General features: G+C 56.9%; 25 protein-coding genes. 23 read left to right on the forward strand and 2 right to left on the reverse strand.

Annotated elements, in window-relative coordinates:
* Nucleotides 1-6: 6 nt before the first annotated feature.
* Nucleotides 7-999 (reverse strand): aspartate--ammonia ligase, encoded by a 993-nt coding sequence (asnA, locus tag ACJ8M3_RS19510; protein ID WP_033645159.1) that lies wholly within the window; start codon nt 997-999, stop codon nt 7-9.
* A 155-nt stretch (nt 1,000-1,154) separates the two neighbouring features.
* Here asnA and asnC point away from each other — a divergent pair, with 155 nt between their 5' ends.
* The 23 genes from asnC to ACJ8M3_RS19625 all read left to right on the forward strand — a co-directional run bounded on the left by asnC (nt 1,155) and on the right by ACJ8M3_RS19625 (nt 23,786).
* The gene (gene asnC / locus ACJ8M3_RS19515) at nt 1,155-1,616 is read left to right on the forward strand and encodes a transcriptional regulator AsnC (protein ID WP_004933786.1); all 462 of its coding nucleotides are present in this window, start codon (nt 1,155-1,157) and stop codon (nt 1,614-1,616) included.
* A 100-nt stretch (nt 1,617-1,716) separates the two neighbouring features.
* Nucleotides 1,717-2,157, forward strand: a complete 441-nt coding sequence (mioC, locus tag ACJ8M3_RS19520; protein ID WP_015379470.1) for an FMN-binding protein MioC — start codon at nt 1,717-1,719, stop codon at nt 2,155-2,157.
* Between the two features lie 380 nt (nt 2,158-2,537).
* Nucleotides 2,538-4,427 carry a tRNA uridine-5-carboxymethylaminomethyl(34) synthesis enzyme MnmG gene (mnmG, locus tag ACJ8M3_RS19525; protein ID WP_033645158.1) on the forward strand — a complete coding sequence of 630 codons (1,890 nt, stop codon included), beginning with the start codon at nt 2,538-2,540 and terminating at the stop codon, nt 4,425-4,427.
* A gap of 138 nt (nt 4,428-4,565) precedes the next feature.
* A complete protein-coding gene (gene rsmG, locus ACJ8M3_RS19530) occupies nt 4,566-5,186 on the forward strand; it encodes a 16S rRNA (guanine(527)-N(7))-methyltransferase RsmG (protein ID WP_025304738.1) in 621 nt (206 codons plus the stop codon).
* Between the two features lie 639 nt (nt 5,187-5,825).
* Nucleotides 5,826-6,209 carry a F0F1 ATP synthase subunit I gene (gene atpI / locus ACJ8M3_RS19535; protein WP_285142340.1) on the forward strand — a complete coding sequence of 128 codons (384 nt, stop codon included), beginning with the start codon at nt 5,826-5,828 and terminating at the stop codon, nt 6,207-6,209.
* Between the two features lie 22 nt (nt 6,210-6,231).
* On the forward strand, nt 6,232-7,011 hold the full coding sequence (atpB, locus tag ACJ8M3_RS19540) for a F0F1 ATP synthase subunit A (RefSeq protein WP_015376132.1): 780 nt from the start codon (nt 6,232-6,234) through the stop codon (nt 7,009-7,011).
* Nucleotides 7,012-7,060: 49 nt separating this feature from the next.
* Nucleotides 7,061-7,300 carry a F0F1 ATP synthase subunit C gene (gene atpE / locus ACJ8M3_RS19545; protein WP_004093904.1) on the forward strand — a complete coding sequence of 80 codons (240 nt, stop codon included), beginning with the start codon at nt 7,061-7,063 and terminating at the stop codon, nt 7,298-7,300.
* Between the two features lie 57 nt (nt 7,301-7,357).
* On the forward strand, nt 7,358-7,828 hold the full coding sequence (atpF, locus tag ACJ8M3_RS19550; RefSeq protein ID WP_004933804.1) for a F0F1 ATP synthase subunit B: 471 nt from the start codon (nt 7,358-7,360) through the stop codon (nt 7,826-7,828).
* 14 nt (nt 7,829-7,842) lie between these two features.
* A complete protein-coding gene (gene atpH / locus ACJ8M3_RS19555) occupies nt 7,843-8,376 on the forward strand; it encodes a F0F1 ATP synthase subunit delta (protein WP_025160298.1) in 534 nt (177 codons plus the stop codon).
* A 12-nt stretch (nt 8,377-8,388) separates the two neighbouring features.
* Nucleotides 8,389-9,930, forward strand: coding sequence for a F0F1 ATP synthase subunit alpha (atpA, locus tag ACJ8M3_RS19560; protein ID WP_004933808.1), 1,542 nt, complete (start codon nt 8,389-8,391; stop codon nt 9,928-9,930).
* Between the two features lie 59 nt (nt 9,931-9,989).
* A complete protein-coding gene (atpG, locus tag ACJ8M3_RS19565) occupies nt 9,990-10,853 on the forward strand; it encodes a F0F1 ATP synthase subunit gamma (RefSeq protein ID WP_004933811.1) in 864 nt (287 codons plus the stop codon).
* A 32-nt stretch (nt 10,854-10,885) separates the two neighbouring features.
* Nucleotides 10,886-12,268, forward strand: a complete 1,383-nt coding sequence (gene atpD, locus ACJ8M3_RS19570) for a F0F1 ATP synthase subunit beta (RefSeq protein WP_004933813.1) — start codon at nt 10,886-10,888, stop codon at nt 12,266-12,268.
* 20 nt (nt 12,269-12,288) lie between these two features.
* Nucleotides 12,289-12,708 (forward strand): F0F1 ATP synthase subunit epsilon, encoded by a 420-nt coding sequence (locus ACJ8M3_RS19575; protein ID WP_004933814.1) that lies wholly within the window; start codon nt 12,289-12,291, stop codon nt 12,706-12,708.
* Between the two features lie 290 nt (nt 12,709-12,998).
* Nucleotides 12,999-14,372 carry a bifunctional UDP-N-acetylglucosamine diphosphorylase/glucosamine-1-phosphate N-acetyltransferase GlmU gene (gene glmU / locus ACJ8M3_RS19580; protein ID WP_046687989.1) on the forward strand — a complete coding sequence of 458 codons (1,374 nt, stop codon included), beginning with the start codon at nt 12,999-13,001 and terminating at the stop codon, nt 14,370-14,372.
* A 152-nt stretch (nt 14,373-14,524) separates the two neighbouring features.
* Nucleotides 14,525-16,354 carry a glutamine--fructose-6-phosphate transaminase (isomerizing) gene (gene glmS, locus ACJ8M3_RS19585; RefSeq protein WP_089197565.1) on the forward strand — a complete coding sequence of 610 codons (1,830 nt, stop codon included), beginning with the start codon at nt 14,525-14,527 and terminating at the stop codon, nt 16,352-16,354.
* Between the two features lie 335 nt (nt 16,355-16,689).
* Nucleotides 16,690-17,730: a phosphate ABC transporter substrate-binding protein PstS gene (gene pstS, locus ACJ8M3_RS19590; RefSeq protein WP_046898750.1), complete on the forward strand. Its 1,041-nt coding sequence runs from the start codon at nt 16,690-16,692 to the stop codon at nt 17,728-17,730.
* 91 nt (nt 17,731-17,821) lie between these two features.
* A complete protein-coding gene (gene pstC / locus ACJ8M3_RS19595) occupies nt 17,822-18,778 on the forward strand; it encodes a phosphate ABC transporter permease PstC (protein WP_004933822.1) in 957 nt (318 codons plus the stop codon).
* Between the two features lies 1 nt (nt 18,779).
* Entirely contained in the window at nt 18,780-19,670 is an 891-nt protein-coding gene (gene pstA, locus ACJ8M3_RS19600; RefSeq protein WP_019455481.1) for a phosphate ABC transporter permease PstA, read from the forward strand.
* A 54-nt stretch (nt 19,671-19,724) separates the two neighbouring features.
* Nucleotides 19,725-20,495 carry a phosphate ABC transporter ATP-binding protein PstB gene (gene pstB, locus ACJ8M3_RS19605; RefSeq protein WP_016929614.1) on the forward strand — a complete coding sequence of 257 codons (771 nt, stop codon included), beginning with the start codon at nt 19,725-19,727 and terminating at the stop codon, nt 20,493-20,495.
* Nucleotides 20,496-20,506: 11 nt separating this feature from the next.
* Nucleotides 20,507-21,241 carry a phosphate signaling complex protein PhoU gene (phoU, locus tag ACJ8M3_RS19610; protein WP_004933833.1) on the forward strand — a complete coding sequence of 245 codons (735 nt, stop codon included), beginning with the start codon at nt 20,507-20,509 and terminating at the stop codon, nt 21,239-21,241.
* 168 nt (nt 21,242-21,409) lie between these two features.
* Nucleotides 21,410-22,249, forward strand: coding sequence for an ABC transporter substrate-binding protein (locus tag ACJ8M3_RS19615; protein WP_025304747.1), 840 nt, complete (start codon nt 21,410-21,412; stop codon nt 22,247-22,249).
* Nucleotides 22,250-22,330: 81 nt separating this feature from the next.
* On the forward strand, nt 22,331-23,044 hold the full coding sequence (locus tag ACJ8M3_RS19620; protein ID WP_033645154.1) for an amino acid ABC transporter permease: 714 nt from the start codon (nt 22,331-22,333) through the stop codon (nt 23,042-23,044).
* Nucleotide 23,045: 1 nt separating this feature from the next.
* Nucleotides 23,046-23,786, forward strand: coding sequence for an amino acid ABC transporter permease (locus ACJ8M3_RS19625; RefSeq protein ID WP_047026001.1), 741 nt, complete (start codon nt 23,046-23,048; stop codon nt 23,784-23,786).
* Here the strand turns inward: ACJ8M3_RS19625 and yieH are convergent.
* The gene (gene yieH, locus ACJ8M3_RS19630; protein WP_101452779.1) at nt 23,783-24,451 is read right to left on the reverse strand and encodes a 6-phosphogluconate phosphatase; all 669 of its coding nucleotides are present in this window, start codon (nt 24,449-24,451) and stop codon (nt 23,783-23,785) included. The two genes, ACJ8M3_RS19625 and yieH, sit on opposite strands and share 4 nt — an antisense overlap.
* Nucleotides 24,452-24,456: the final 5 nt, after the last annotated feature.

The raw sequence follows: 24,456 nt of genomic DNA on the forward strand, positions 1-24,456 counted from the left end.
GCAGAATCAGAGCAGGCCTTCAACCGCGCCGCGCACTTCCGGTGACCACACGCCGCACTGCACCTGGCCGATATGCGACAGCTGCAACAGCAACATCACCAAACGCGACTGACCGATGCCGCCGCCGATGGTCTGCGGCATATCGCCGCGCAGCAACGACTGATGCCATTCCAGCTTCATGCGATCTTCATCGCCGGTCAGCGCCAGCTGATGTTTCAGCGCCGCGGCGTCGACGCGGATGCCCATGGAAGAAAGCTCGAAAGCGTCCTGCAGCACCGGGTTCCACACCACTATATCGCCGTTCAGGCCCGCCAGGCCATCCGCCGTCGGCGTGGTCCAGTCATCATAATCCGGCGCACGCACATCGTGCGATTTGCCGTGCGACAGCTTGCCGCCGATGCCGATCAGGAACACCGCGCCCAATTCTTTGGCGATCGCCCGCTCACGCCCTTTGGCGTCCAGATCCGGATAGCGCTGCAGCAGGGTTTCGCTGTGCACGAAGTGGATCTGTTCCGGCAGGAACGGGGTCAGGCCATGCTCACGGCTGACTTCCGCTTCCGTCGCCTTGATCGCGGCGTAAATGCTGCGCACGGTACTTTTCAGATAGTCCAGACCGCGCTCACCGTCGCCCATCACCCGCTCCCAGTCCCACTGATCGACGTACACCGAGTGGATTGGCGTCAGGCGGTCTTCATCCGGGCGCAGCGCCTTCATATGGGTATACAGGCCTTCGCCGGCACCGAAATCGTAGCTGCCCAGGGTTTTGCGTTTCCATTTCGCCAGTGAGTGCACCACTTCGAAGGTGGCGTCCGGCAAAGTTTTGACTTTGACCTGCACCGCTTTCTCGCTGCCGGAGAGGTTATCCTGCGTGCCGTCGCCCAGGCGGCTAAGGATCGGGGCCTGCACTTCGATCAGACCGAGCTGCTGTTCCAGCTGGCGGGAGAAGAAGGATTTGACCTGGCTGATTTGTTGTTGTTTTTGGATAAACTGTTTTTTCATTGCCGTATCTCTTGTAAACCTGTCTCTGTTGCCATCGATTAAGCAACAAAACGATACGCCAATTCAATATCCGTTAATCAATATTGCCTTTTCACTTTTAATCGTTCATTTTTACCCGGACTGAATTCAACAATCGTTAATTAATGGGGGATTAAATGGCGGAAATTTATCAGATCGATAATCTCGATCGCGGCATCCTCAACGCCCTGATGGACAATGCGCGCACACCGTACGCCGAACTGGCGAAAAACTTCGCCGTCAGCCCCGGCACCATTCACGTGCGGGTGGAGAAGATGAAACAGGCCGGGATCATCACCGGCGCGCGTATCGACGTCAGTCCCAAACAGCTGGGCTACGACGTGTGCTGCTTTATCGGCATCATATTAAAGAGCGCCAAGGACTACCCTTCGGCACTGAAGAAGCTGGAAAGCCTGGAGGAAGTGGTGGAAGCCTATTACACCACCGGCCATTACAGCGTCTTTATTAAAGTGATGTGCCGCTCGATCGACGCGTTGCAACAGGTACTTATCAACAAGATCCAGACCATCGACGAGATCCAGTCCACCGAAACGCTGATCTCGCTGCAGAACCCCATTATGCGCACCATCGTGCCGTAACCCGCCAAATTGCATACCCACATTATCCACAGGTAGATCCCAGCCGATTCACAGCGTACAATGCAGCCACTTTGAGTGAGAAGGTTGGGATCGTTGGTTCATGGCAGACATTACTCTGATCAGTGGCAGTACGCTTGGCAGCGCCGAATACGTGGCTGAACATTTGGCTGAAAAGCTGGAAGACGCCGGCTTCTCTACCGAGATGCTGCACGGCCCTGAACTGGATGAACTGCCGTTGAACGGCCGCTGGCTGGTGGTCTCTTCCACGCACGGTGCCGGCGAACTGCCGGATAACCTTCAGCCGCTGTTGGAACAGATCGCTGAGCAGCAGCCGGATCTTTCCGAGGTGCAGTTCGGCGCCGTCGGTTTAGGCAGTTCGGAATACGACACCTTCTGCGGTGCGATCAAACAGATCGACGATCTATTGATCGCCAGAGGCGCTAAAAGGATCGGCGATCGTCTCGAGATCGACGTGACCGAGCATGAAATTCCCGAGGATCCGGCCGAGGAATGGGTAAAAAACTGGATTAATTTACTCTAATTCGTCTAAAGATCGTGCGAACGATTGTGGATAACTAAGCTTAAAAGCAGGGTAAAAGCCGTAGTTATCCCAATAACAACCGTAGTGCGCTTTTTGTCCTGTGTATAACAAGCCTTTTAGATCCCAGCTTATCTGCGTCGGGATCACCGATCATTCACAGCAAACGATCCTCCTTAATCTGCTGATCTTCATCGTGAATAGTCACTTATCCACAGAGGATCGCGATCCTAATAAGAGATCTAATAAAGAGATCTTTAAATAAAAAAGATCTTCTTTTAATTACCGACGATCCTGACCACTTGGTCGATCGTCTAAACTTGAGTAGAATCCCCGACCCCAGGGCAAATACGATCGTTCGCAATACGGCGAGGTGCAGTTCCATGTTTTATCCAGATCAATTTGACGTCATCATCATCGGTGGTGGCCATGCAGGTACCGAGGCCGCCATGGCCGCGGCGCGCATGGGACGTCAGACTTTATTATTGACACACAATATCGACACGCTGGGACAGATGTCCTGTAACCCGGCGATTGGCGGTATTGGTAAAGGGCATCTGGTTAAGGAAATTGATGCACTCGGCGGCCTGATGGCGACAGCGATCGACCATGCCGGCATACAGTTTAGGATACTAAACGCCAGCAAAGGCCCAGCCGTTCGCGCCACACGCGCTCAGGCGGATCGCGTGTTGTATCGCCAGGCTATCCGTACCGCGTTGGAGAACCAGCCCAATCTGATGATCTTCCAACAGCCGGTTGAGGATCTGATCGTCGAAAACGATCGCGTCGTGGGCGCCGTCACCCAAATGGGCCTGAAATTCCGCGCCAAAGCGGTGGTATTGACCGTAGGCACCTTCCTGGACGGCAAGATCCATATCGGCCTGGAAAATTACAGCGGCGGCCGCGCCGGGGATCCGCCTTCGATCTCGCTGTCTCAGCGTTTGCGTGAACTGCCGCTGCGCGTCAACCGCTTGAAAACCGGGACACCGCCGCGCATCGACGCCCGCACTATCGATTTCAGCGTACTGGCGCCGCAACACGGCGATACGCCGGTGCCGGTATTCTCGTTCCTGGGCGATGCCAGCCAGCATCCGGAACAAATGGCGTGCTATATCACCCATACCAATGAAAAAACCCATGACGTGATCCGCAATAACCTCGATCGCAGCCCGATGTATGCCGGGATCATCGAAGGGATCGGCCCACGTTACTGCCCGTCGATCGAAGACAAGGTCATGCGCTTTGCCGATCGCAACGCGCACCAGATCTTCCTCGAGCCGGAAGGCCTGACCAGCAATGAGATTTACCCTAACGGGATCTCCACCAGCCTGCCGTTCGATGTGCAGATGCAGATCGTCCGTTCGATGGAAGGAATGCAAAACGCGCGTATTATTCGCCCTGGTTATGCTATCGAGTACGATTTCTTCGATCCGCGCGACCTGAAACCGACGCTGGAAAGCAAATTCATTCAGGGGCTGTTCTTTGCAGGTCAAATCAACGGCACCACCGGGTATGAAGAAGCCGCCGCACAGGGGCTGCTGGCCGGTCTGAACGCCGGTCGCTTCGCCGCCGAGCAAGAAGGCTGGGCGCCACGTCGCGATCAGGCTTATCTCGGCGTGCTGGTGGACGACCTCAGCACCCTCGGCACCAAAGAACCGTACCGCATGTTTACTTCACGCGCCGAGTATCGTCTGATGCTGCGCGAAGACAACGCCGATCTCCGCCTGACAGAAAAAGGCCGTGAACTCGGCCTGGTGGACGACGTGCGTTGGGCGCGCTACAGCGAGAAGCTGGAGCGGATCGAACGTGAACGTCAGCGCCTGCGCGACATCTGGATGCACCCGCACGCCGAGAACGTCGAACAGGTCAATGCGTTGCTGAAAGCGCCGCTGTCACGCGAAGCAAACGGCGAAGAGCTGCTGCGCCGTCCGGAAATGGACTACGCGCAATTGACCGCCACCGAGGCCTTCGCGCCGCCGTTGGACGATGTACAAGCCGCCGAGCAGGTTGAGATCCAGGTCAAATACGAAGGCTACATCGCTCGCCAGCAGGAAGAGATCGAAAAACAGCAGCGCAACGAGAACACCGTGTTGCCGTTGGATCTCGACTACCGTCAGGTTTCGGGGTTGTCGAACGAAGTGATCGCCAAACTGAACGATCACAAACCGAACTCCATCGGCCAGGCTTCACGCATCTCCGGCATTACGCCGGCGGCGATCTCGATTTTGCTGATTTGGCTGAAAAAGCAGGGGCTGCTGCGCCGCAGCGCATAAATCCCGCATCCAGGCGGCCGTTTGCTCAACCCGTAGCCAAACGGCCGCTGACATCACCTGCGCGCTGAATTATCATAGGCGCCTCATTGCGCCAGCTAACCATCCGCTGGTCGTTCAGCGCCTGCCAGAGGATCCGTTGTGCAAAAAAAATTAGACTCGCTGCTCGCGGCAGCAGGCATTGAGCTGCCCGATCAGCAGAAACAGCAGCTGCTGGGCTATGTCGGCATGCTGGATAAGTGGAACAAGGCTTATAACCTCACGTCGGTGCGCGATCCGCAGCAAATGCTGGTGCGCCACATCCTCGACAGCATCGTGGTCAACCCGCATCTGCAGGGATCGCGTTTTATCGATGTCGGCACCGGCCCCGGTTTACCGGGCATTCCGCTGGCGATCGTGCGTCCGGATGCGCATTTCACGCTGCTCGACAGCCTGGGCAAGCGCGTGCGTTTCCTGCGCCAGGTGCAGCATGAACTGGGCCTGAACAATATCGAGCCGGTTCAGAGCCGCGTTGAAGCGTTTCCGGCCGAGCCGCCGTTCGACGGCGTGATCAGCCGGGCGTTCGCTTCGCTGCAGGATATGCTGTCCTGGTGCCATCACCTGCCGGCGAAAGGGCAGGGGCGTTTTTACGCATTGAAAGGCGTGCGCCCGGATGAAGAATTGGCGCACCTGCCGGAGGGCGTTAGCCTGGAGTCTATCGTGCGGTTGCAGGTGCCTGAACTGGAAGGCGAACGCCATCTGGTGGTGCTTAAGGCAAACTGAGTTTGTTTTTGATCAAACAAGCGTGAATTAACGGTAGTACGGCGTGTAAAGGTAAGCAGGCTAATTAGTTGGTCGCTTTTTTTAGTTAATTTACTTTCTATTAACACAAAAAACGCGGCTAATTAGCGACAATAGAGTAATTGCAATTAGAAATAGTCACGTTAGCAATCATGTGCGAAAGATTGGCCTTTGCTGCTAATGTTAATTGGCTGTTGGAATATTGCCCCGTTGCTTGTCAATAAAAGGTTTTCATCGGGTATACGGATTGTTTTTGAACAGTTAACTGATAATGTTTTGATTTATATAATCTTTTGATCGCTCAAATTGCTAAAGACGGTTTGATTGTCCATCGGCTATAAATCAGTGAAGGGCATTATTGTGATCGGCTTCGCGTTTCTAAACGCAACGCTGGAATAATCAGACAATTAAATGTGCCCTATTATTCCGACCGTTTTCTTGTGAAAATAGGCTGGAATAGGGAAATTTAAATAATTGTTCACCTTTTCGCTACTTATCGATTGAATTCGTTGGTATGCCCCGTATAATTTGCTCGTTTTTTGCTGCTTGACTCAGGACAGCAAAAACAGTTGTATACGTCACTCAGCATACCCCCTCTGGGGTACGGAGAGAACAAACGTCATGTCTGTGTCCCTATACAGCGGGAAAGTCGCACGCAAACTGCTGTTTTTGCAGTTAATGACTTTTGTTCTGATCAGCGTTGTTTTCTGGCTGAAAAGCCCGGAATGGAGCGCTTCGGCGTTGGCAGGCGGTCTCGCCGCCTGGTTGCCGAGTGCAATGTTTATGCTGTTTGCCTTGCGCCATCAGGCGCAAACGCCGGCGCCCGGTAGGGTTGCCTGGTCGTTCGCCATCGGCGAGGGGCTAAAGGTCGTGATCACCATCGTTTTGCTGATCGTGGCGCTGGGGGTGTTCAAGGCGGAGTTTATACCGCTTGGCCTGACCTATTTAGCGGTGTTAGTGGTGCAGATAGTGGCACCGGCCGTGATTAACAGTTACCGAACTTAACTAAATAAGGGTAAGAGGCATCATGTCTGCAGGAGAAGTCTTGACTCCACAGGAGTATATCGGTCACCACCTGACGCAGCTTCAGGTCGGGACTGGGTTCTGGTCGATCAACATCGACTCGATGTTTTTCTCCGTCGTCCTCGGGGCGCTTTTCCTGGTGATCTTCCGCAAAGTGGCCAAAAACGCCACCAGCGGCGTGCCGGGTAAACTGCAAACCGCCGTGGAGCTGGTAGTCGGTTTCGTCGACAGCAGCGTGCGCGACATGTACCACGGCAAGAGCAAGGTGATTGCGCCGCTGGCGCTGACCGTGTTCGTCTGGGTGTTCCTGATGAACCTGATGGACTTGCTGCCCATCGACTTCCTGCCTTACGTTGGCGAACACATCCTCGGCCTGCCTGCGCTGCGCGTAGTGCCTACCGCCGATGTGAACGTCACGCTGTCGATGGCGCTGGGCGTGTTTATCCTGATTCTGTTCTATAGCATCAAAATGAAAGGCGTTGGCGGGTTCGTTAAAGAGTTGACCATGCAGCCGTTCAACCACCCTGTATTCATTCCTATCAACCTGATTCTTGAAGGTGTCAGCCTGCTGTCCAAACCTGTTTCACTGGGTCTGCGACTGTTCGGCAACATGTATGCGGGTGAGTTGATCTTCATCCTGATTGCCGGCCTGTTGCCGTGGTGGTCACAGTGGGTCCTGAGCTTGCCTTGGGCTATCTTCCACATCCTGATCATTACGCTTCAAGCCTTTATTTTCATGGTTCTGACGATCGTCTATCTGTCGATGGCATCTGAAGAGCACTGATTTTCTTAAAACACTTGCACTTTTAAACTGAAACAAACTGGAGACTGTCATGGAAAACCTGAGTATGGATCTGCTGTACATGGCTGCCGCTGTGATGATGGGTTTAGCGGCAATCGGTGCTGCGATCGGTATCGGCATCCTGGGTGGTAAATTCTTGGAAGGCGCTGCTCGTCAGCCTGACCTGATTCCTCTGCTGCGTACACAGTTCTTTATCGTTATGGGTCTGGTCGACGCCATCCCGATGATCGCTGTAGGTCTGGGTCTGTACGTGATGTTCGCCGTCGCGTAAGTAGAGCAACCCTCTACGACGTAACCAAACTATTAACTTTTAAAGAGGCATTGTGCTGTGAATCTTAACGCAACAATCCTCGGCCAGGCCATCGCGTTCGTTCTGTTTGTCTGGTTCTGCATGAAGTACGTATGGCCGCCGATCATGGCTGCCATCGAGAAACGTCAGAAAGAAATCGCTGACGGCCTCGCTTCTGCAGAGCGTGCCAAAAAAGATCTGGACTTAGCGCAAGCCAATGCGACCGACCAGCTGAAAACTGCCAAAGCAGAAGCTCAGGTGATCATCGAGCAAGCGAACAAACGCAAAGCTCAGATCATGGATGAAGCGAAAGCCGAAGCCGAGCAGGAACGTAACAAAATCGTGGCGCAGGCTCAGGCTGAGATCGAAGCCGAACGTAAGCGCGCTCGTGAAGAGTTGCGTAAGCAAGTCGCGATGCTGGCAATTGCCGGCGCCGAGAAGATCATCGAACGTTCCGTGGATGAAGCTGCTAACAGCGACATCGTTGATAAACTGGTCGCTGAACTGTAAGGAGGGAGGGGCTGATGTCTGAATTTGTAACTGTAGCTCGCCCCTACGCCAAAGCAGCTTTTGACTTTGCCGTTGAGCACCAAAGCGTAGAGCGCTGGCAGGACATGCTGGCGTTTGCGGCTGAAGTCACTCGCAATGAACAGATTTCTGAACTGCTGTCTGGCGCGGTTGCGCCAGAAACGCTGTCCAAGACGTTCATCGCGGTTTGTGGCGATCGGCTCGACGAACATGGCCAGAACTTTATCCGTGTAATGGCCGAAAATGGACGTTTACTGGTTCTTCCTGCCGTGCTGCAGCAGTTCATCGAACTGCGCGCCTCGCTGGAATCCACCGTCGAAGTCGAAGTGCTGTCTGCGAGCGCGCTGAGCGACGAACAGCAGGCGAAAATCGCCGCTGCGATGGAAAAACGTCTGTCACGCAAAGTTAAGCTGAATTGCAAAATTGACAAGTCTGTACTGGCCGGCATCGTTGTTCGCGCCGGCGATATGGTGATTGATGGCAGCGTTCGCGGTCGTCTTGAACGCCTGACAGACGTCTTGCAGTCTTAAGGGGACTGGAGCATGCAACTGAATTCCACCGAAATCAGCGAACTGATCAAGCAGCGCATTGCTCAGTTCAATGTAGTGAGCGAAGCTCACAATGAAGGTACTATCGTTTCCGTCAGCGACGGGATCATCCGCGTACACGGCCTGGCCGAAGTTATGCAGGGCGAAATGATCGCGCTGCCTGGCAACCGTTACGCAATCGCATTGAACCTGGAGCGCGACTCCGTTGGTGCCGTGGTCATGGGTCCGTACGCGGATCTGGCCGAAGGCATGAAGGTTAAATGCACCGGCCGTATCCTGGAAGTTCCAGTCGGTCGTGGTCTGCTGGGCCGCGTCGTTAACACCCTGGGCGCGCCAATCGACGGCAAAGGCCCGATTGAAAACGACGGTTTCTCTCCGGTAGAAGCTATCGCCCCAGGCGTTATCGAGCGTCAGTCCGTTGATCAGCCGGTTCAGACTGGCTACAAATCCGTTGACGCCATGATTCCAATCGGCCGCGGCCAGCGTGAGCTGGTGATCGGTGACCGTCAGACCGGTAAAACCGCGCTGGCGATCGATGCGATCATCAACCAACGCGACTCCGGCATCAAATGCGTTTACGTGGCTATCGGCCAGAAAGCGTCCACCATCGCTAACGTGGTGCGCAAACTGGAAGAGCACGGCGCACTGGCCAACACCATCGTGGTGGTGGCGACCGCTTCCGAATCCGCTGCACTGCAATACCTGGCGCCATACGCCGGTTGCGCAATGGGCGAATACTTCCGTGACCGCGGCGAAGATGCGCTGATCGTGTACGATGACCTGTCCAAACAGGCCGTTGCTTACCGCCAGATTTCCCTGCTGCTTCGTCGTCCGCCAGGTCGTGAAGCTTACCCAGGCGACGTATTCTACCTGCACTCCCGCTTGCTGGAGCGTGCAGCGCGCGTTAACGCCGAGTACGTTGAAGCCTTCACCAAAGGTGAAGTTAAAGGCCAAACCGGTTCACTGACCGCTCTGCCGATCATTGAAACCCAGGCGGGTGACGTTTCCGCGTTCGTTCCGACCAACGTAATCTCGATTACCGATGGTCAGATCTTCCTGGAATCCAACCTGTTCAACTCCGGTATTCGTCCGGCAGTTAACCCGGGTATCTCCGTATCCCGTGTTGGTGGCGCCGCGCAGACCAAGATCATGAAGAAACTGTCCGGTGGTATCCGTACCGCGCTGGCGCAGTATCGTGAACTGGCTGCGTTCTCCCAGTTCGCCTCCGATCTGGACGACGCGACCCGCAAACAGCTGAGCCACGGTCAGAAAGTGACCGAGCTGCTGAAACAGAAACAGTATGCGCCGATGTCGGTTGCACAACAGTCTCTGGTGCTGTTTGCCGCAGAACGCGGTTACCTGAACGACGTCGAAGTCGCCAAAGTGGTGAGCTTCGAAGCCGCGCTGGTCGCCTATGCGGACCGCGAGCACGCCGAGCTGCTGAACCACATCAACCAAACTGGCAACTTCAATGATGAGATCGAGGGCAAGTTGAAAGACATCCTCGAGACCTTCAAGAAAACCCAGTCCTGGTAACGCCGAACGGTCCTGCTGTTGAAAGACAGCAGGCCGTCTGGCACTGAGGAGAAGCAGAGATGGCCGGCGCAAAAGAGATACGTAGTAAGATCGCTAGCGTGCAAAACACGCAAAAGATCACTAAAGCGATGGAAATGGTCGCCGCCTCCAAAATGCGTAAATCGCAGGATCGCATGGCGGCCAGCCGTCCTTATGCAGAGACCATGCGCAAAGTGATTGGTCACCTTGCGTTAGGGAATCTGGAGTACAAGCACCCGTACCTGGATGAGCGTGACGTTAAGCGCGTCGGGTATCTGGTGGTGTCTACTGACCGTGGTCTCTGCGGCGGCTTGAACATCAACCTGTTCAAAAAGCTGCTGGCGGAGATGAAAGCCTGGTCCGAAAAAGGCGTCGAAACCGATTTGGCGCTGATTGGCTCTAAAGCGGCCTCTTTCTTTGGTTCCGTGGGCGGCAACGTGGTTGCCCAGGTGACCGGCATGGGGGACAAACCTTCCCTGTCGGATCTGATCGGGCCGGTGAAAGTGATGCTGCAGGCCTACGACGAAGGTCGTTTGGACAAGCTGTACATTGTCAGCAACAAATTTGTTAATACGATGTCCCAAGAGCCGCAGGTGCTTCAGCTGCTGCCGTTACCGCCCGCCGATGACGAAGAGCTGAAGAAAACGCCTTGGGATTACCTGTATGAACCGGATCCAAAAGTGCTGCTTGATACCTTGCTGCGCCGCTATGTGGAGTCGCAGGTTTATCAGGGCGTCGTGGAAAACCTGGCCAGCGAGCAGGCCGCACGAATGGTCGCGATGAAAGCCGCAACCGATAACGGCGGTAGCCTGATCAAAGAGCTGCAGTTGGTATACAACAAGGCGCGTCAGGCCAGCATCACTCAGGAACTCACCGAGATCGTTTCGGGAGCCTCCGCGGTTTAAGCTAGGTTTACGAATTACGTAGAGGATTCAAGATGGCTACTGGAAAGATTATCCAGGTAATCGGCGCCGTGGTGGACGTCGAGTTCCCTCAGGATGCCGTACCAAAAGTGTACGATGCCCTTGAGGTAGAAAACGGCACCGAAAAACTGGTGTTGGAAGTTCAGCAACAGCTGGGCGGTGGCGTGGTTCGCTGTATCGCAATGGGGACCTCCGACGGTCTGCGTCGCGGTCTGAAAGTGAACAACCTGGACCACCCGATTGAAGTGCCGGTGGGTAAAGCTACCCTGGGCCGTATCATGAACGTATTGGGTCAACCGATCGACATGAAAGGCGACATCGGCGAAGAAGAGCGTTGGGCGATTCACCGCGCGGCGCCAAGCTACGAAGAGCTGTCCAGCTCCCAGGAACTGCTGGAAACCGGTATCAAGGTAATGGACCTGATTTGTCCGTTCGCCAAGGGCGGTAAAGTCGGTCTGTTCGGCGGTGCGGGCGTAGGTAAAACCGTAAACATGATGGAGCTGATCCGTAACATCGCGATCGAGCACTCCGGTTATTCCGTGTTTGCGGGCGTGGGCGAGCGTACTCGTGAGGGTAACGACTTCTACCACGAAATGACCGACTCCAACGTTCTGGACAAAGTATCCCTGGTTTACGGCCAGATGAACGAGCCACCAGGTAACCGTCTGCGCGTTGCGCTGACCGGTCTGACCATGGCGGAGAAATTCCGTGACGAAGGCCGTGACGTTCTGCTGTTCGTTGACAACATCTACCGTTATACCCTGGCCGGTACCGAAGTGTCCGCACTTCTGGGCCGTATGCCATCCGCGGTAGGTTATCAGCCGACGCTGGCGGAAGAGATGGGCGTTCTGCAAGAACGTATCACCTCGACCAAGACCGGTTCCATCACTTCCGTACAGGCCGTTTACGTTCCTGCGGATGACTTGACTGACCCGTCTCCAGCCACCACCTTTGCGCACTTGGACGCAACCGTGGTACTGAGCCGTAACATCGCTTCTCTGGGTATCTACCCGGCCGTTGACCCGCTGGATTCCACCAGCCGTCAGCTGGATCCGCTGGTTGTTGGCCAGGAGCACTACGACGTAGCGCGTGGCGTGCAGTCCATTCTGCAACGCTACCAGGAACTGAAAGATATCATCGCGATCCTGGGTATGGACGAGCTGTCTGAAGAAGACAAACTGGTCGTATCCCGTGCGCGTAAGATCCAACGCTTCCTGTCTCAGCCGTTCTTCGTGGCAGAAGTCTTCACCGGTTCTCCGGGCAAGTTCGTATCGCTGAAAGACACCATCCGTGGTTTCAAAGGCATTATGGACGGCGACTATGACCACCTGCCGGAGCAGGCGTTCTACATGGTTGGCACCATTGAAGAAGCAGTGGAAAAAGCCAAGAAACTGTAACGCCTTGAGAGGAGGGTGATATGGCTATGACTTACCATCTGGATGTAGTCAGCGCGGAAAAACAGATGTTTTCCGGCCTGGTGCAGAAGATCCAGGTGACAGGCAGCGAAGGTGAACTGGGGATCTTCCCTGGCCATGCGCCGCTGCTGACTGCCATCAAGCCTGGCATGGTGCGTATTGTTAAGCAGCACGGTGAAGAAGAGTTCATCTACCTGTCCGGCGGCATCCTCGAGGTGCAGCCGAGCGTGGTTACCGTGCTGGCGGACACTGCTATCCGTGGTACTGACCTCGACGAAGCGAGAGCGTTGGAAGCTAAGCGTAAAGCTGAAGAACACATTCGCAGCTCTCATGGCGATGTCGACTATGCTCAGGCATCCGCTGAACTGGCGAAAGCGATCGCAAAACTGCGCGTTATCGAGCTCACCAGAAAAGCGATGTAATGTTTGGGTGCAGAGCACCCAACTTTAAGAAAGCGGCCTATAGGGTCGCTTTTTTTTTACTTTAAAATAAGTATTTCAGCCCGGCGTAGAAAGTGGTATGTAACCCTGATATCCAGGGTGGAGCCGTCGCCAATCACCGACAGTTTTTTCGTCCTGAAGCCTAATTGGACATGATGGTGGCAGGCCAAGCGCTGCGCGGCCTGCGACGGTTTCGTGATGAGAAATATGTAGTAATATCGTCGCTAAACGGTTTTACTTTCGTCTATCAAAATGGAGTTATCAGGTTGCTTATGTCGAACAGCGCAATGAGCGTGGTTATCCTCGCCGCAGGCAAGGGTACGCGCATGTATTCCGATCTTCCCAAAGTGTTGCATCCGTTGGCCGGCAAGCCGATGGTGCAACACGTCATTGATGCCGCGATGAAACTGGGCGCGCAACATGTACACCTGGTATACGGCCATGGCGGCGATCTGCTGAAAAGCACGTTGACCGAAGGCGCGCTGAACTGGGTGCTGCAGGCCGAGCAACTGGGCACTGGCCATGCGATGCAGCAGGCGGCGCCGCATTTTGCCGACGATGAAGACGTGTTGATGCTGTATGGCGACGTGCCGTTGATCTCCGTCGATACGCTCACGCGCCTGTTGGCGGCCAAGCCGCAGGGCGGCATCGGCCTGCTGACGGTCAAGCTGGACGATCCGAGTGGCTATGGCCGCATCGTGCGCGAGCAGGGTGACGTGGTGGGCATCGTCGAACACAAGGACGCCAGCGAAGCGCAGCGTCAGATCAATGAGATCAATACCGGCATCCTGGTGGCGAATGGGCGCGATCTGAAGCGCTGGCTGGGGATGTTGAACAACGACAACGCTCAGGGCGAGTTTTACATCACCGATATCATTGCGTTGGCGCATGCCGACGGCAAGAAAATCGAAGCCGTGCACCCATCGCGTTTGAGCGAAGTGGAAGGCGTGAACAACCGACAGCAGCTGGCGACCCTGGAGCGCGTGTTCCAGTCGGAACAGTCTGAAAAACTGCTGCTGGCCGGCGTAATGTTGTTGGATCCGGCGCGTTTCGACCTGCGCGGTGAACTTGTTCACGGCCGCGACATCACTATTGATGCGAATGTGATTATCGAAGGTCACGTCAAGCTGGGCGACCGGGTGAAAATCGGCGCCGGCTGCGTGCTGAAAAACTGCGTGATCGGTGATGACTGCGAGATCAGCCCTTACAGCGTCCTGGAAGACAGCGTGCTGGAAGCCGCCTGCTCCGTTGGGCCGTTCGCCCGCCTGCGCCCTGGCGCGGAGCTGGCAACAGGGGCCCACGTCGGCAACTTCGTGGAAATGAAAAAGGCGCGATTGGGCAAAGGCTCCAAGGCCGGTCACCTCAGCTACCTGGGCGATGCCGACATTGGAGATGACGTGAATATCGGCGCCGGCACCATCACCTGCAATTACGATGGCGCCAACAAGCACAAGACGCTGATCGGCGATGGCGTGTTTGTCGGTTCCGATACTCAGCTGGTGGCGCCGGTGTCGGTCGGCAAAGGGGCCACCATTGCCGCCGGCACCACGGTGACGCGAGATATCGCCGAAAACGAACTGGTGCTGAGCCGCGTCAAGCAGGTGCACATTCAGGGCTGGCAGCGCCCGGTGAAGAAGAAGTCATAGTGTGTTTTGCGTTGGGCTCCATTCACGAGCCCAATACAAAACATAATAACCCCCACCATCTACAGGCTCGGGGGACGCACGGTAAAACCGGCAAAAATCAGGTCAAGGCATCGAAAACGCCCATAAAAGGCGTTCATTAGGAATATAACCGAATGTGTGGAATTGTAGGCGCAGTAGCGCAACGTGATATCGCAGAAATTCTGCTGGAAGGTTTACGTCGTCTTGAGTACCGCGGTTACGACTCCGCCGGTCTGGCGGTGGTCGACGATCAAGGCAACGTCAGTCGCCTACGTCGCGTAGGCAAGGTGCAAAAACTGGCCGAAGCGGCGGAGCAGACCGATCTGCACGGCGGCACCGGCATCGCTCACACCCGTTGGGCAACGCACGGTGAACCGACCGAAGCGAACGCGCACCCGCATGTTTCCGACTACATTACCGTGGTGCATAACGGCATCATCGAAAACCACGAGCCGCTGCGCGAACTGCTGATCGAACGCGGTTACCGCTTCAACTCTGAAACCGACACCGAAGTGATCGCGCACCTGGTGCACTGGGAACAGCTGCAGGGCGGTACGCTGCTCGAAGTGGTTCAGCGCGTGATCCCACAGCTGCGCGGCGCTTACGGCACCGTGGTGATGGACAGCCGCGATCCGAGCGTATTGGTCGCGGCGCGCTCCGGCAGCCCGCTGGTTATCGGCCGCGGCGTCGGGGAAAACTTCATCGCTTCCGATCAGCTGGCGTTGCTGCCGGTCACCCGCCGCTTCATCTTCCTGGAAGAAGGCGATGTGGTGGAGGTGACTCGCCGCACCGTCAACATCTTCGACAAACAGGGTAACGCCATCGAGCGCCCTGAGATCGAATCCCAGGTGCAGTATGACGCCGGCGACAAGGGCGCTTACCGCCACTACATGCAAAAAGAGATTTACGAACAGCCGCTGGCGCTGAAAAACACCCTGGAAGGGCGTTTCAGTCATGGCCAAATCAACCTGAGCGAGCTGGGCCCGCACGCCGACGAGCTGCTGGCCAAGGTGCAGCACGTGCAGATCATCGCCTGTGGGACTTCTTACCACTCCGGGATGGTGGCGCGTTACTGGTTCGAAGCGCTGGCCGGCGTGCCGTGCGATGTCGAGATCGCGTCCGAATTCCGTTACCGCAAATCGGCGGTGCGTCCGGGCAGCCTGATCATCACCCTGTCGCAGTCCGGCGAAACCGCCGACACGTTAGCGGCGCTGCGTCTGTCCAAAGAGCTGGGTTATCTCGGTTCGCTGGCCGTTTGTAACGTTGCGGGGTCTTCGCTGGTGCGCGAATCCGATCTGGCGTTGATGACCAAAGCGGGCACGGAAATCGGCGTTGCTTCGACCAAAGCCTTTACCACGCAGCTCACCGTCCTGTTGATGCTGGTGGCGCGCCTGGGCCGTCTGAAAGGCATGGCGGAAAGCGTGGAGCAGGAGATTGTGCACGGCCTGCAGGCGCTGCCGGCGCGTATTGAGCAGATGCTGTCGATGGATAAAGAAATCGAAGCGCTGGCGGAAGGTTTCTCGGACAAACATCATGCGCTGTTCCTCGGCCGCGGCGATCAGTACCCGATCGCCATGGAAGGGGCGCTGAAGCTGAAAGAGATCTCCTATATTCACGCTGAAGCCTATGCGGCGGGTGAGTTGAAACACGGCCCGCTGGCGCTGATCGACGCCGATATGCCGGTGATCGTGGTGGCGCCGAACAACGAACTGCTGGAAAAGCTGAAGTCCAACATTGAAGAAGTGCGCGCGCGCGGCGGTCAGCTGTACGTGTTCGCCGATCAGGACGCCGGCTTCGTCAGCAGCGAAGGCATGACCATCATTCCTCTGCCGCACGTTGAGGAAATCGTGGCGCCGATCTTCTACACCGTGCCGTTGCAGCTGCTGTCTTACCACGTGGCGCTGATCAAGGGCACCGACGTTGACCAACCGCGCAACCTGGCGAAGTCTGTCACCGTAGAGTAACCTGCCGCAGGTAAACTGCAAAAGCCGGCCTTCGCGCCGGCTTTTTTCATGAGTGACCTTAAAGATGACAGCGCGACCGATTCGGCGATAAACATTGTCATATTCAAGCGGATAGGCCGTGCCCAAACGGTTTTTTGTTGTTTGGCAATTGCGCTATTTTTTATTTAACTTATTGATTTTTAATTAAACAAACCCCTCTCAAGCACGCTGTAATATAACTGTCATATTGCGTACATTTTTCTGTCACCAAACTGTCCTATTTTCCCTCCTGCAGCAATACTTACTCTGATTAAAACGACTCGAAGTCGATTTTAAGTATCCCATTAGGAGGGATTATGAAACTGATGCGTACCACCGTCGCCAGTATTGTGGCAGCGACCTTCTCCCTGACCACCGTGTCCGCGTTCGCTGCTGCCAGCCTGACCGGTGCAGGTGCGACATTCCCCGCTCCGGTTTACGCCAAGTGGGCAGATTCTTATCAGAAAGAAACCGGCAACAAAGTTAACTATCAGGGCATCGGCTCCTCTGGCGGCGTGAAGCAAATCGTGGCCAACACCGTTGACTTTGGCGCTTCCGACGCCCCGCTGTCTGACGACAAACTGGCGGCCGATGGCCTGTTCCAGTTCCCGACCGTGATCGGCGGCGTGGTGCTGGCTGTGAATATCCCGGGCATCAAATCCGGCGAACTGACGCTGGACGGTAAAACCCTGGGCGATATCTACCTGGGCAACGTCAAAAAGTGGAACGATCCGGCTATCACCAAGCTGAACCCAGGCGTGAAACTGCCTGACCAGAACATCGCCGTGGTGCGCCGCGCCGACGGTTCCGGCACCTCGTTCGTGTTTACCAGCTACCTGTCCAAGGTGAACGCGCAGTGGAAAGAGAAGATCGGCGCCGGTTCTACCGTTAACTGGCCGACCGGTCTGGGCGGCAAAGGCAACGACGGCATCGCCGCCTTCGTTCAGCGTCTGCCTGGCTCTATCGGCTACGTAGAATACGCTTACGCCAAGCAGAACAACCTGGCTTACACCAAGCTGGTGTCCGCCGACGGCAAACCGGTCAGCCCGACCGAAGAGAGCTTCAGCAACGCCGCCAAGGGTGCGGATTGGAGCAAAACCTTCGCTCAGGATCTGACTGACCAGAAAGGCGACAACGTGTGGCCAATCACCTCCACCACCTTCATCCTGGTGCATAAAGAGCAGAAAAACCCTGCTCAGGGCGCCGAAGTGCTGAAGTTCTTCGACTGGGCCTACAAAACCGGCGGCAAGCAGGCTAACGAACTGGATTACGCCACCCTGCCGAAAGAAGTGGTTGAGCAGGTGCGTGCGGCCTGGAAAACCAACGTAAAAGACAGTTCAGGTAAAGCGCTGTACTAACAACGCAGGGGCGCGGGTTCGCCGCGCCCCACACAGTTCTTCAGGCTCCGATCCCGGTTGGGGCTGCCAGGGTTCAAACAGAGAGTAATCTATGGCTGAGTACAAGCCGACCATCAAAGCACCGGGCAAAAACGGTGACATCATTTTCAGCGCGCTGGTGAGACTGGCTGCGCTGATTACCCTATTGTTGCTGGGCGGCATCATCGTTTCGCTGATCTTCGCCTCCTGGCCAAGCATGCAGAAATTCGGCTTCGCCTTCCTGTGGACCAAAGAGTGGGACGCGCCGGCGGAGCAGTTCGGCGCGCTGGTGCCTATCTACGGCACCGTGGTCACCTCGCTCATCGCGCTGATTATCGCCGTGCCGGTGAGTTTCGGCATCGCGCTGTTCCTGACCGAACTGGCGCCGAACTGGTTGAAGCGGCCGCTGGGCATCGCCATTGAGCTGCTGGCGGCCATCCCGAGCATCGTCTACGGCATGTGGGGCCTGTTCGTGTTCGCCCCGCTGTTCGCCGAATATTTCCAGACGCCGGTGGGCGAAGTGCTGTCGGGCATTCCTATCGTCGGCGAGTTGTTCTCCGGCCCGGCCTTCGGCATCGGCATTCTGGCCGCCGGGGTGATCCTGGCTATCATGATCATTCCTTACATCGCCGCAGTGATGCGCGACGTGTTCGAACAGACGCCGGTAATGATGAAAGAGTCGGCCTACGGCATCGGCTGCACCACCTGGGAAGTCATCTGGCGCATCGTGCTGCCGTTCACCAAAAACGGCGTCATCGGCGGCGTGATGCTGGGCCTGGGCCGAGCGCTGGGGGAGACCATGGCGGTAACCTTTATCATCGGCAACACCTACCAGCTCGACAGCGCTTCGCTGTACATGCCGGGCAACAGCATCACCTCGGCGCTGGCCAACGAATTCGCCGAAGCCGAATCCGGCGTGCACACCGCCGCACTGATGGAGCTGGGCCTGATTCTGTTTGTTATCACCTTTATCGTGCTGGCGCTGTCGAAACTGATGATCATGCGTCTGGCCAAGAATGAGGGGCGTTAACATGGCGACGATGGATATGCAAAACGCAGTCGTTCTGGCGGAAAGCCGCCGCAAAATGCAGGCCTGGCGCCGCCAGAAAAACCGCCTCGCGCTGTTCCTGTCGATGGCGACCATGGCGTTCGGGCTGTTCTGGCTGATCTGGATCCTTATCGCCACCGTGACCAAAGGCTTCGACGGCATGTCGCTGGCGCTGTTCACCGAGATGACCCCGCCGCCGAACACCGCGGGCGGCGGCTTGGCCAACGCCATCGCCGGCAGCGGGCTGTTGATCCTGTGGGCGACCATCTTCGGCACGCCGCTGGGCATCATGGCCGGTATTTATCTGGCGGAATACGGACGTAAATCCTGGTTGGCGGAAGTGATCCGCTTTATCAACGATATTCTGTTGTCTGCACCGTCGATCGTGGTGGGCCTGTTTGTTTACACCATTGTGGTGGCGAAGATGGAACACTTCTCCGGTTGGGCCGGCATCGTGGCGCTGGCGCTGCTGCAGGTGCCGATCGTCATTCGCACCACCGAGAACATGCTGAAACTGGTGCCGGATACGCTGCGCGAGGCCGCTTATGCGCTGGGCACGCCGAAATGGCGCATGATTTCCGCCATCACGCTGAAGGCGTCGGTGTCCGGCATCATCACCGGCGTGCTGCTGGCGATTGCGCGCATTGCGGGGGAAACGGCGCCGCTGCTGTTCACCTCGCTGTCGAACCAGTTCTGGAGCACCGACCTGATGCAGCCGATAGCCAACCTGCCGGTGACCATCTTCAAATTCGCCATGAGCCCGTTCGCCGAATGGCAACAGCTGGCCTGGGCCGGGGTGCTGTTGATCACCCTGTGCGTACTGTTACTGAATATCCTGGCGCGCGTGATTTTCGCCAAGAAAAAGCATTCATAAAATTTTGAGCGCCGCTTTGGCGGCGCTGATGAAAAGAGAGAAGTCTTGATGAGTATGGTTACTGACGCTTCCAGCAGCAAAATTCAGGTACGCGATCTGAACTTCTACTACGGCAAATTCCATGCGCTGAAGAACATCACGCTGGATATCGCCAAGAATAAGGTCACCGCGTTTATCGGCCCATCTGGCTGTGGCAAGTCCACCCTGCTGCGCACCTTCAACAAGATGTACCAGCTGTACCCGGAACAGCGTGCGGAAGGCGGCATTCTGCTGGACGGCCAGAACATCCTGACCGACAACTCGGATATTGCACTGCTGCGCGCCAAGGTCGGCATGGTGTTCCAAAAGCCGACGCCGTTCCCGATGTCGATTTACGACAACATCGCCTTCGGCGTTCGCCTGTTTGAAAAGCTGTCGCGCGCCGATATGGACGAGCGCGTGCAGTGGGCGCTGACCAAAGCGGCGCTGTGGAACGAAACCAAGGACAAGCTGCACCAGAGCGGCTACAGCCTCTCCGGCGGCCAGCAGCAGCGTCTGTGCATCGCCCGCGGCATCGCCATTCGTCCGGAAGTGTTGTTGCTGGATGAGCCTTGCTCGGCGCTGGATCCGATCTCCACCGGCAAGATTGAAGAGCTGATCAGCGAGCTGAAGGCTGATTACACCGTGGTGATCGTGACGCACAACATGCAGCAGGCGGCACGCTGCTCCGACTCTACCGCATTTATGTATCTGGGCGAGCTGATCGAGTTCAGTGATACTGATAACCTGTTCACTGCGCCGCAGAAAAAGCAGACTGAAGACTACATCACTGGCCGTTATGGTTGATAGGAAGCATCATGGATAACCTGAATTTAAACAAACACATTTCCGGCCAGTTCAACGCAGAGCTCGAGCATATCCGCACCCAGGTGCTGACCATGGGCGGGCTGGTGGAGCAGCAGCTGACCGACGCCATCACCGCGATGCACAATCAGGATGGCGAGCTGGCCAAGCGCGTGATCGAAGGCGACGCCAAGGTCAACATGATGGAAGTGGCGATCGACGAAGCCTGCGTGCGCATTATCGCCAAGCGCCAGCCGACCGCCAGCGATCTGCGTCTGGTGATGGCGATCATCAAAACCATTTCCGAGCTGGAACGCATCGGCGACGTGGCGGACAAGATCTGCCGCACCGCGCTGGAGAAGTTCTCGCACCAGCACCAGCCGCTGCTGGTCAGCCTGGAGTCGCTGGGGCGCCACACCGTGCAGATGCTGCACGACGTGCTGGACGCGTTCGCGCGCATGGATCTGGACGAAGCGATCCGTATTTACCGTGAAGATAAAAAGGTCGACCAGGAATACGAAGGCATCGTACGTCAGCTGATGACCTACATGATGGAAGATTCGCGCACCATTCCGAGCGTGCTGACCGCGCTGTTCTGCGCCCGTTCTATCGAGCGTATCGGCGATCGCTGCCAGAACATCTGCGAATTTATCTTCTATTTCGTCAAAGGACAGGATTTCCGTCATTTGGGCGGCGACGCCCTGGAAAAGCTGCTGTCTCCGGGCGGTAAAGACGAAAAAGACGACTAACCCTTTCCGGGTAATATCCTTCCAAGGCGCGGTTTCCCGCGCCTTTATTCCATCTTAAGCTCGTAAAGATAAAAAGGTTATAAATATAGCTTTTTATATTATTTCCTGACCTATGTGGCGCTTGCTAGCTTATCCGCCAGCAGGACATCAACCACTTAGGAGCTTTCTATGAAACATCGCGCTTTGGCCTTAACGTTGTTAGCCAGTCTGACCGGTTTCGCCGCCGGCGCCGCGCACGCGGACAAACTTGACGATATCAAGCAAGCCGGCGTGGTGCGCATCGCGGTGTTCGACAGCAACCCGCCGTTCGGCTACATCGATCCGCAGAGCAAGAAGCTGGTGGGCTACGATGTGGATGTCGCCGACGCGATCGGCAAAGCGCTGGGGGTGAAAGTGGAGCTGCGCGCCACCAACCCGGCCAACCGCATTCCGCTGCTGGTGTCGAAGAAGGTTGACCTGATTGCCGCCAACTTCACCATTACCGACGAGCGCGCCAAGGAAGTGAACTTCAGCGTGCCGTACTTCGCCACTGGCCAGAAATTCATCGCCCGCAAAGGCGTGTTGAAAACGCCGGAAGACATCAAGAAGCTGCGCATCGGCGCGGATAAGGGCACGGTGCAGGAAATCACCCTGCGCGAGCGTTTCCCGACGGCGAAAGTGATCTCCTACGATGATACCCCGCTGGCGTTCGTGGCGCTGCGTAACGGCAACGTGCAGGCGATCACTCAGGACGACGCCAAGCTGGTCGGCCTGCTCGGCAACCTGCCGGCGGCGCAAAAGGCGGAGTTTGAAATTTCGCCGTTCAGCCTGACCAAAGAGTATCAGGGCGTCGGCATTCCCAAGGGTGAAGATCGCCTGACCGCCGCGGTGAACGAGACGCTGATCAAGCTGGAAAAAGACGGCGAAGCGGTTAAGATTTACGATCGCTGGTTCGGGCCGGAAACCAAATCCGCTCAACCGCGCGGCGATTTCAAAATCGCGCCTTTGGATCAGCAACCAAAAGCCTGACTTAACCGCTTGCGGTGAGATAGGCACGGAGGGGCGCAGCTTGCTGCGCCCCTGATGCATTCTGCAAGACAAGGATTGAACATGAACCTGGACTGGCTGCTGGCGCCGCAATACCTGAGCTGGCTGTGGCACGGTTTTCTGCTGACGCTGTGGCTTTCCGCCTGTGCGGGGCTGGCGGCTACGCTGCTGGGCTTTGTGCTGGCGGCGATGCGCGACAGCAGCCTGCGGCCGTTGCGCTGGCTGGCGATGGGGTACAGTTCGCTGTTTCGCAATACGCCGCTGCTGGTGCAGCTGTTCTTCTGGTACTTCGCCGCCGGGCAGATCCTGCCGTCCGCCGCCATGCAGTGGCTGAACAGCGCCCATCAGGTTGGCCCGCTTGAGTGGCCGTCGTTCGAGTTTCTCGCCGGTTTCTTCGGCCTGACGCTGTACTCCACCGCCTTTATCGCCGAAGAGATCCGCTCCGGTATTCGCGGCGTCGCCGGCGGGCAGAAATATGCCGCTCAGGCGCTGGGGCTGACCGGCTGGCAGGCGATGCGCTATGTGGTGCTGCCGCAGGCGCTGAAAATCGCGCTGCCGCCACTGCTGGGCCAATACATGAACGTGATCAAGAACTCGTCGTTGACCATGGCGATCGGCGTGGCCGAACTCTCTTACGCCTCGCGTCAGGTCGAAACCGAAACCCTGCGCACTTTCCAGGCGTTCGGCGTGGCGACGGTACTGTATATCGCCATCATCGCGCTGCTGGAAGGCTGGGGCATGTGGCGACAACAGCGTAAACCGCTGGGAGGGCATTGAGATGGATTTCAGCGTGATTCACGACAACCTGGGCTACCTGCTGTGGGGCACCTGGCCGGATGGGCCGCTGGGCGGCGCGGCGCTGACGTTGGCGATCAGTCTGATGGCCGGGGTCGCCTCGGCGGTGCTCGGCACCCTGCTCGGCGTGGCGCTGGCGATGTCGCGCGGCATCGCCGCCGGGCTGCTGGCGGCGGTGTTGGGCTTTTTCCGCGCCATTCCGGTCATCATGCTGATCTTCTGGACCTATTTCCTGTTGCCGATGGTGTTTGGCGTCGAGATCCCGGAAATCACCACCGTCGTGTGCGCGCTGGCGCTGATCGCCTCGGCCTATCTGGCCCATGCGGTGAAAGCCGGCATCGCCGCGATCGGCCCCGGCCAGTGGCAGGCCGGGCTTTCTCTGGGGCTGACCCGCTGGCAGACGCTGCGCATGATCGTGCTGCCGCAGGCGCTGCGCATGATGGTGCCGTCGTTCATCAACCAGTGGATTTCTCTGATCAAAGATACCTCGTTGGCTTATATCGTCGGCGTTGGCGAACTGACCTTCCTGGCGACCCAGGTCAACAACCGCAGCATGGTCTACCCGATGGAAGTCTTCCTGTTCGTGGCGCTGGTCTATTTCGTATTCTGCCTGGCGCTCGATCTGCTGGCCAACGCGGTCAACCGCCATTTCGGCGCGCAAACCCGCGGCCTGAAGCGCTCTTGGCGCTGGTGGCGCAACAAGCCGCCGTTGCCGGCCAGTTAATCGGCCGTCAGCCGCCAACCGCGTTCGTGCCACAGCGCGGGCAATTGAGCCAGGTCGTCAAACGTTGTCACCAGCGGGTGGTCGATCGGCGGGTTATGCGGATCGGCGCAGAAGTAAAAGACCGGGATGCCGGCATTGATGCCGGCCTGCGCGCCGGCGGGCGAATCGTCCACCAGGATGCAGCGCGTCACCGGCACCTGCATCTGTTCGGCGGCGTGAAACACGATCGCCGGGTCCGGCTTCCAGCGCTGAATGTCATAGCCGCTGAACAACCGGTCATCAAAATAAGGCAGCATGCCGGTCAGGCCGAGCGAGTGCTGCATCTTGCTGACCGGCCCGTTGGAGACGGTGCAGACTGGCACCGTCACCTGCGCCAGCAGCTCGCGGGCGCCGGCAATCTGTTGCAGTTCGCTGTCGAACAGCCGCGCCACTTCCTGCCGATACAGCGGCTCCAGCGTCTCTTTTGCCAGGTCAGTGCCCTGCTCGGCGTTGACCCGATCGATGATCTCGTACAGCTTCACCCCTTTGTATTTCTTGAATACCTCTTCCAGCGACAGATGAATGCCGTAGCGGGCGAACATATGGACATAGGCTTTGCTGCACAGCACTTCGCTGTCCACCAGCGTGCCGTCGCAGTCGAACAAAATGCAGTCAATCTGATTCATGCGGG

This window comes from Serratia sp. CY55921 (genome assembly GCF_052167655.1).
Lineage (GTDB): Bacteria > Pseudomonadota > Gammaproteobacteria > Enterobacterales > Enterobacteriaceae > Serratia > Serratia ureilytica.

Bases quoted from the DNA above. Each gene is read 5' to 3' on its own strand.
- asnA (WP_033645159.1), bottom strand. From the start codon at position 999: ATGAAAAAACAGTTTATCCAAAAACAACAACAAATCAGCCAGGTCAAA.
- asnC (WP_004933786.1), top strand. From the start codon at position 1,155: ATGGCGGAAATTTATCAGATCGATAATCTCGATCGCGGCATCCTCAAC.
- mioC (WP_015379470.1), top strand. From the start codon at position 1,717: ATGGCAGACATTACTCTGATCAGTGGCAGTACGCTTGGCAGCGCCGAA.
- mnmG (WP_033645158.1), top strand. From the start codon at position 2,538: ATGTTTTATCCAGATCAATTTGACGTCATCATCATCGGTGGTGGCCAT.
- atpI (WP_285142340.1), top strand. From the start codon at position 5,826: ATGTCTGTGTCCCTATACAGCGGGAAAGTCGCACGCAAACTGCTGTTT.
- atpB (WP_015376132.1), top strand. From the start codon at position 6,232: ATGTCTGCAGGAGAAGTCTTGACTCCACAGGAGTATATCGGTCACCAC.
- atpE (WP_004093904.1), top strand. From the start codon at position 7,061: ATGGAAAACCTGAGTATGGATCTGCTGTACATGGCTGCCGCTGTGATG.
- atpH (WP_025160298.1), top strand. From the start codon at position 7,843: ATGTCTGAATTTGTAACTGTAGCTCGCCCCTACGCCAAAGCAGCTTTT.
- atpA (WP_004933808.1), top strand. From the start codon at position 8,389: ATGCAACTGAATTCCACCGAAATCAGCGAACTGATCAAGCAGCGCATT.
- atpG (WP_004933811.1), top strand. From the start codon at position 9,990: ATGGCCGGCGCAAAAGAGATACGTAGTAAGATCGCTAGCGTGCAAAAC.
- atpD (WP_004933813.1), top strand. From the start codon at position 10,886: ATGGCTACTGGAAAGATTATCCAGGTAATCGGCGCCGTGGTGGACGTC.
- ACJ8M3_RS19575 (WP_004933814.1), top strand. From the start codon at position 12,289: ATGGCTATGACTTACCATCTGGATGTAGTCAGCGCGGAAAAACAGATG.
- glmU (WP_046687989.1), top strand. From the start codon at position 12,999: ATGTCGAACAGCGCAATGAGCGTGGTTATCCTCGCCGCAGGCAAGGGT.
- glmS (WP_089197565.1), top strand. From the start codon at position 14,525: ATGTGTGGAATTGTAGGCGCAGTAGCGCAACGTGATATCGCAGAAATT.
- pstS (WP_046898750.1), top strand. From the start codon at position 16,690: ATGAAACTGATGCGTACCACCGTCGCCAGTATTGTGGCAGCGACCTTC.
- pstC (WP_004933822.1), top strand. From the start codon at position 17,822: ATGGCTGAGTACAAGCCGACCATCAAAGCACCGGGCAAAAACGGTGAC.
- pstA (WP_019455481.1), top strand. From the start codon at position 18,780: ATGGCGACGATGGATATGCAAAACGCAGTCGTTCTGGCGGAAAGCCGC.
- pstB (WP_016929614.1), top strand. From the start codon at position 19,725: ATGGTTACTGACGCTTCCAGCAGCAAAATTCAGGTACGCGATCTGAAC.
- phoU (WP_004933833.1), top strand. From the start codon at position 20,507: ATGGATAACCTGAATTTAAACAAACACATTTCCGGCCAGTTCAACGCA.
- ACJ8M3_RS19615 (WP_025304747.1), top strand. From the start codon at position 21,410: ATGAAACATCGCGCTTTGGCCTTAACGTTGTTAGCCAGTCTGACCGGT.
- ACJ8M3_RS19620 (WP_033645154.1), top strand. From the start codon at position 22,331: ATGAACCTGGACTGGCTGCTGGCGCCGCAATACCTGAGCTGGCTGTGG.
- ACJ8M3_RS19625 (WP_047026001.1), top strand. From the start codon at position 23,046: ATGGATTTCAGCGTGATTCACGACAACCTGGGCTACCTGCTGTGGGGC.
- yieH (WP_101452779.1), bottom strand. From the start codon at position 24,451: ATGAATCAGATTGACTGCATTTTGTTCGACTGCGACGGCACGCTGGTG.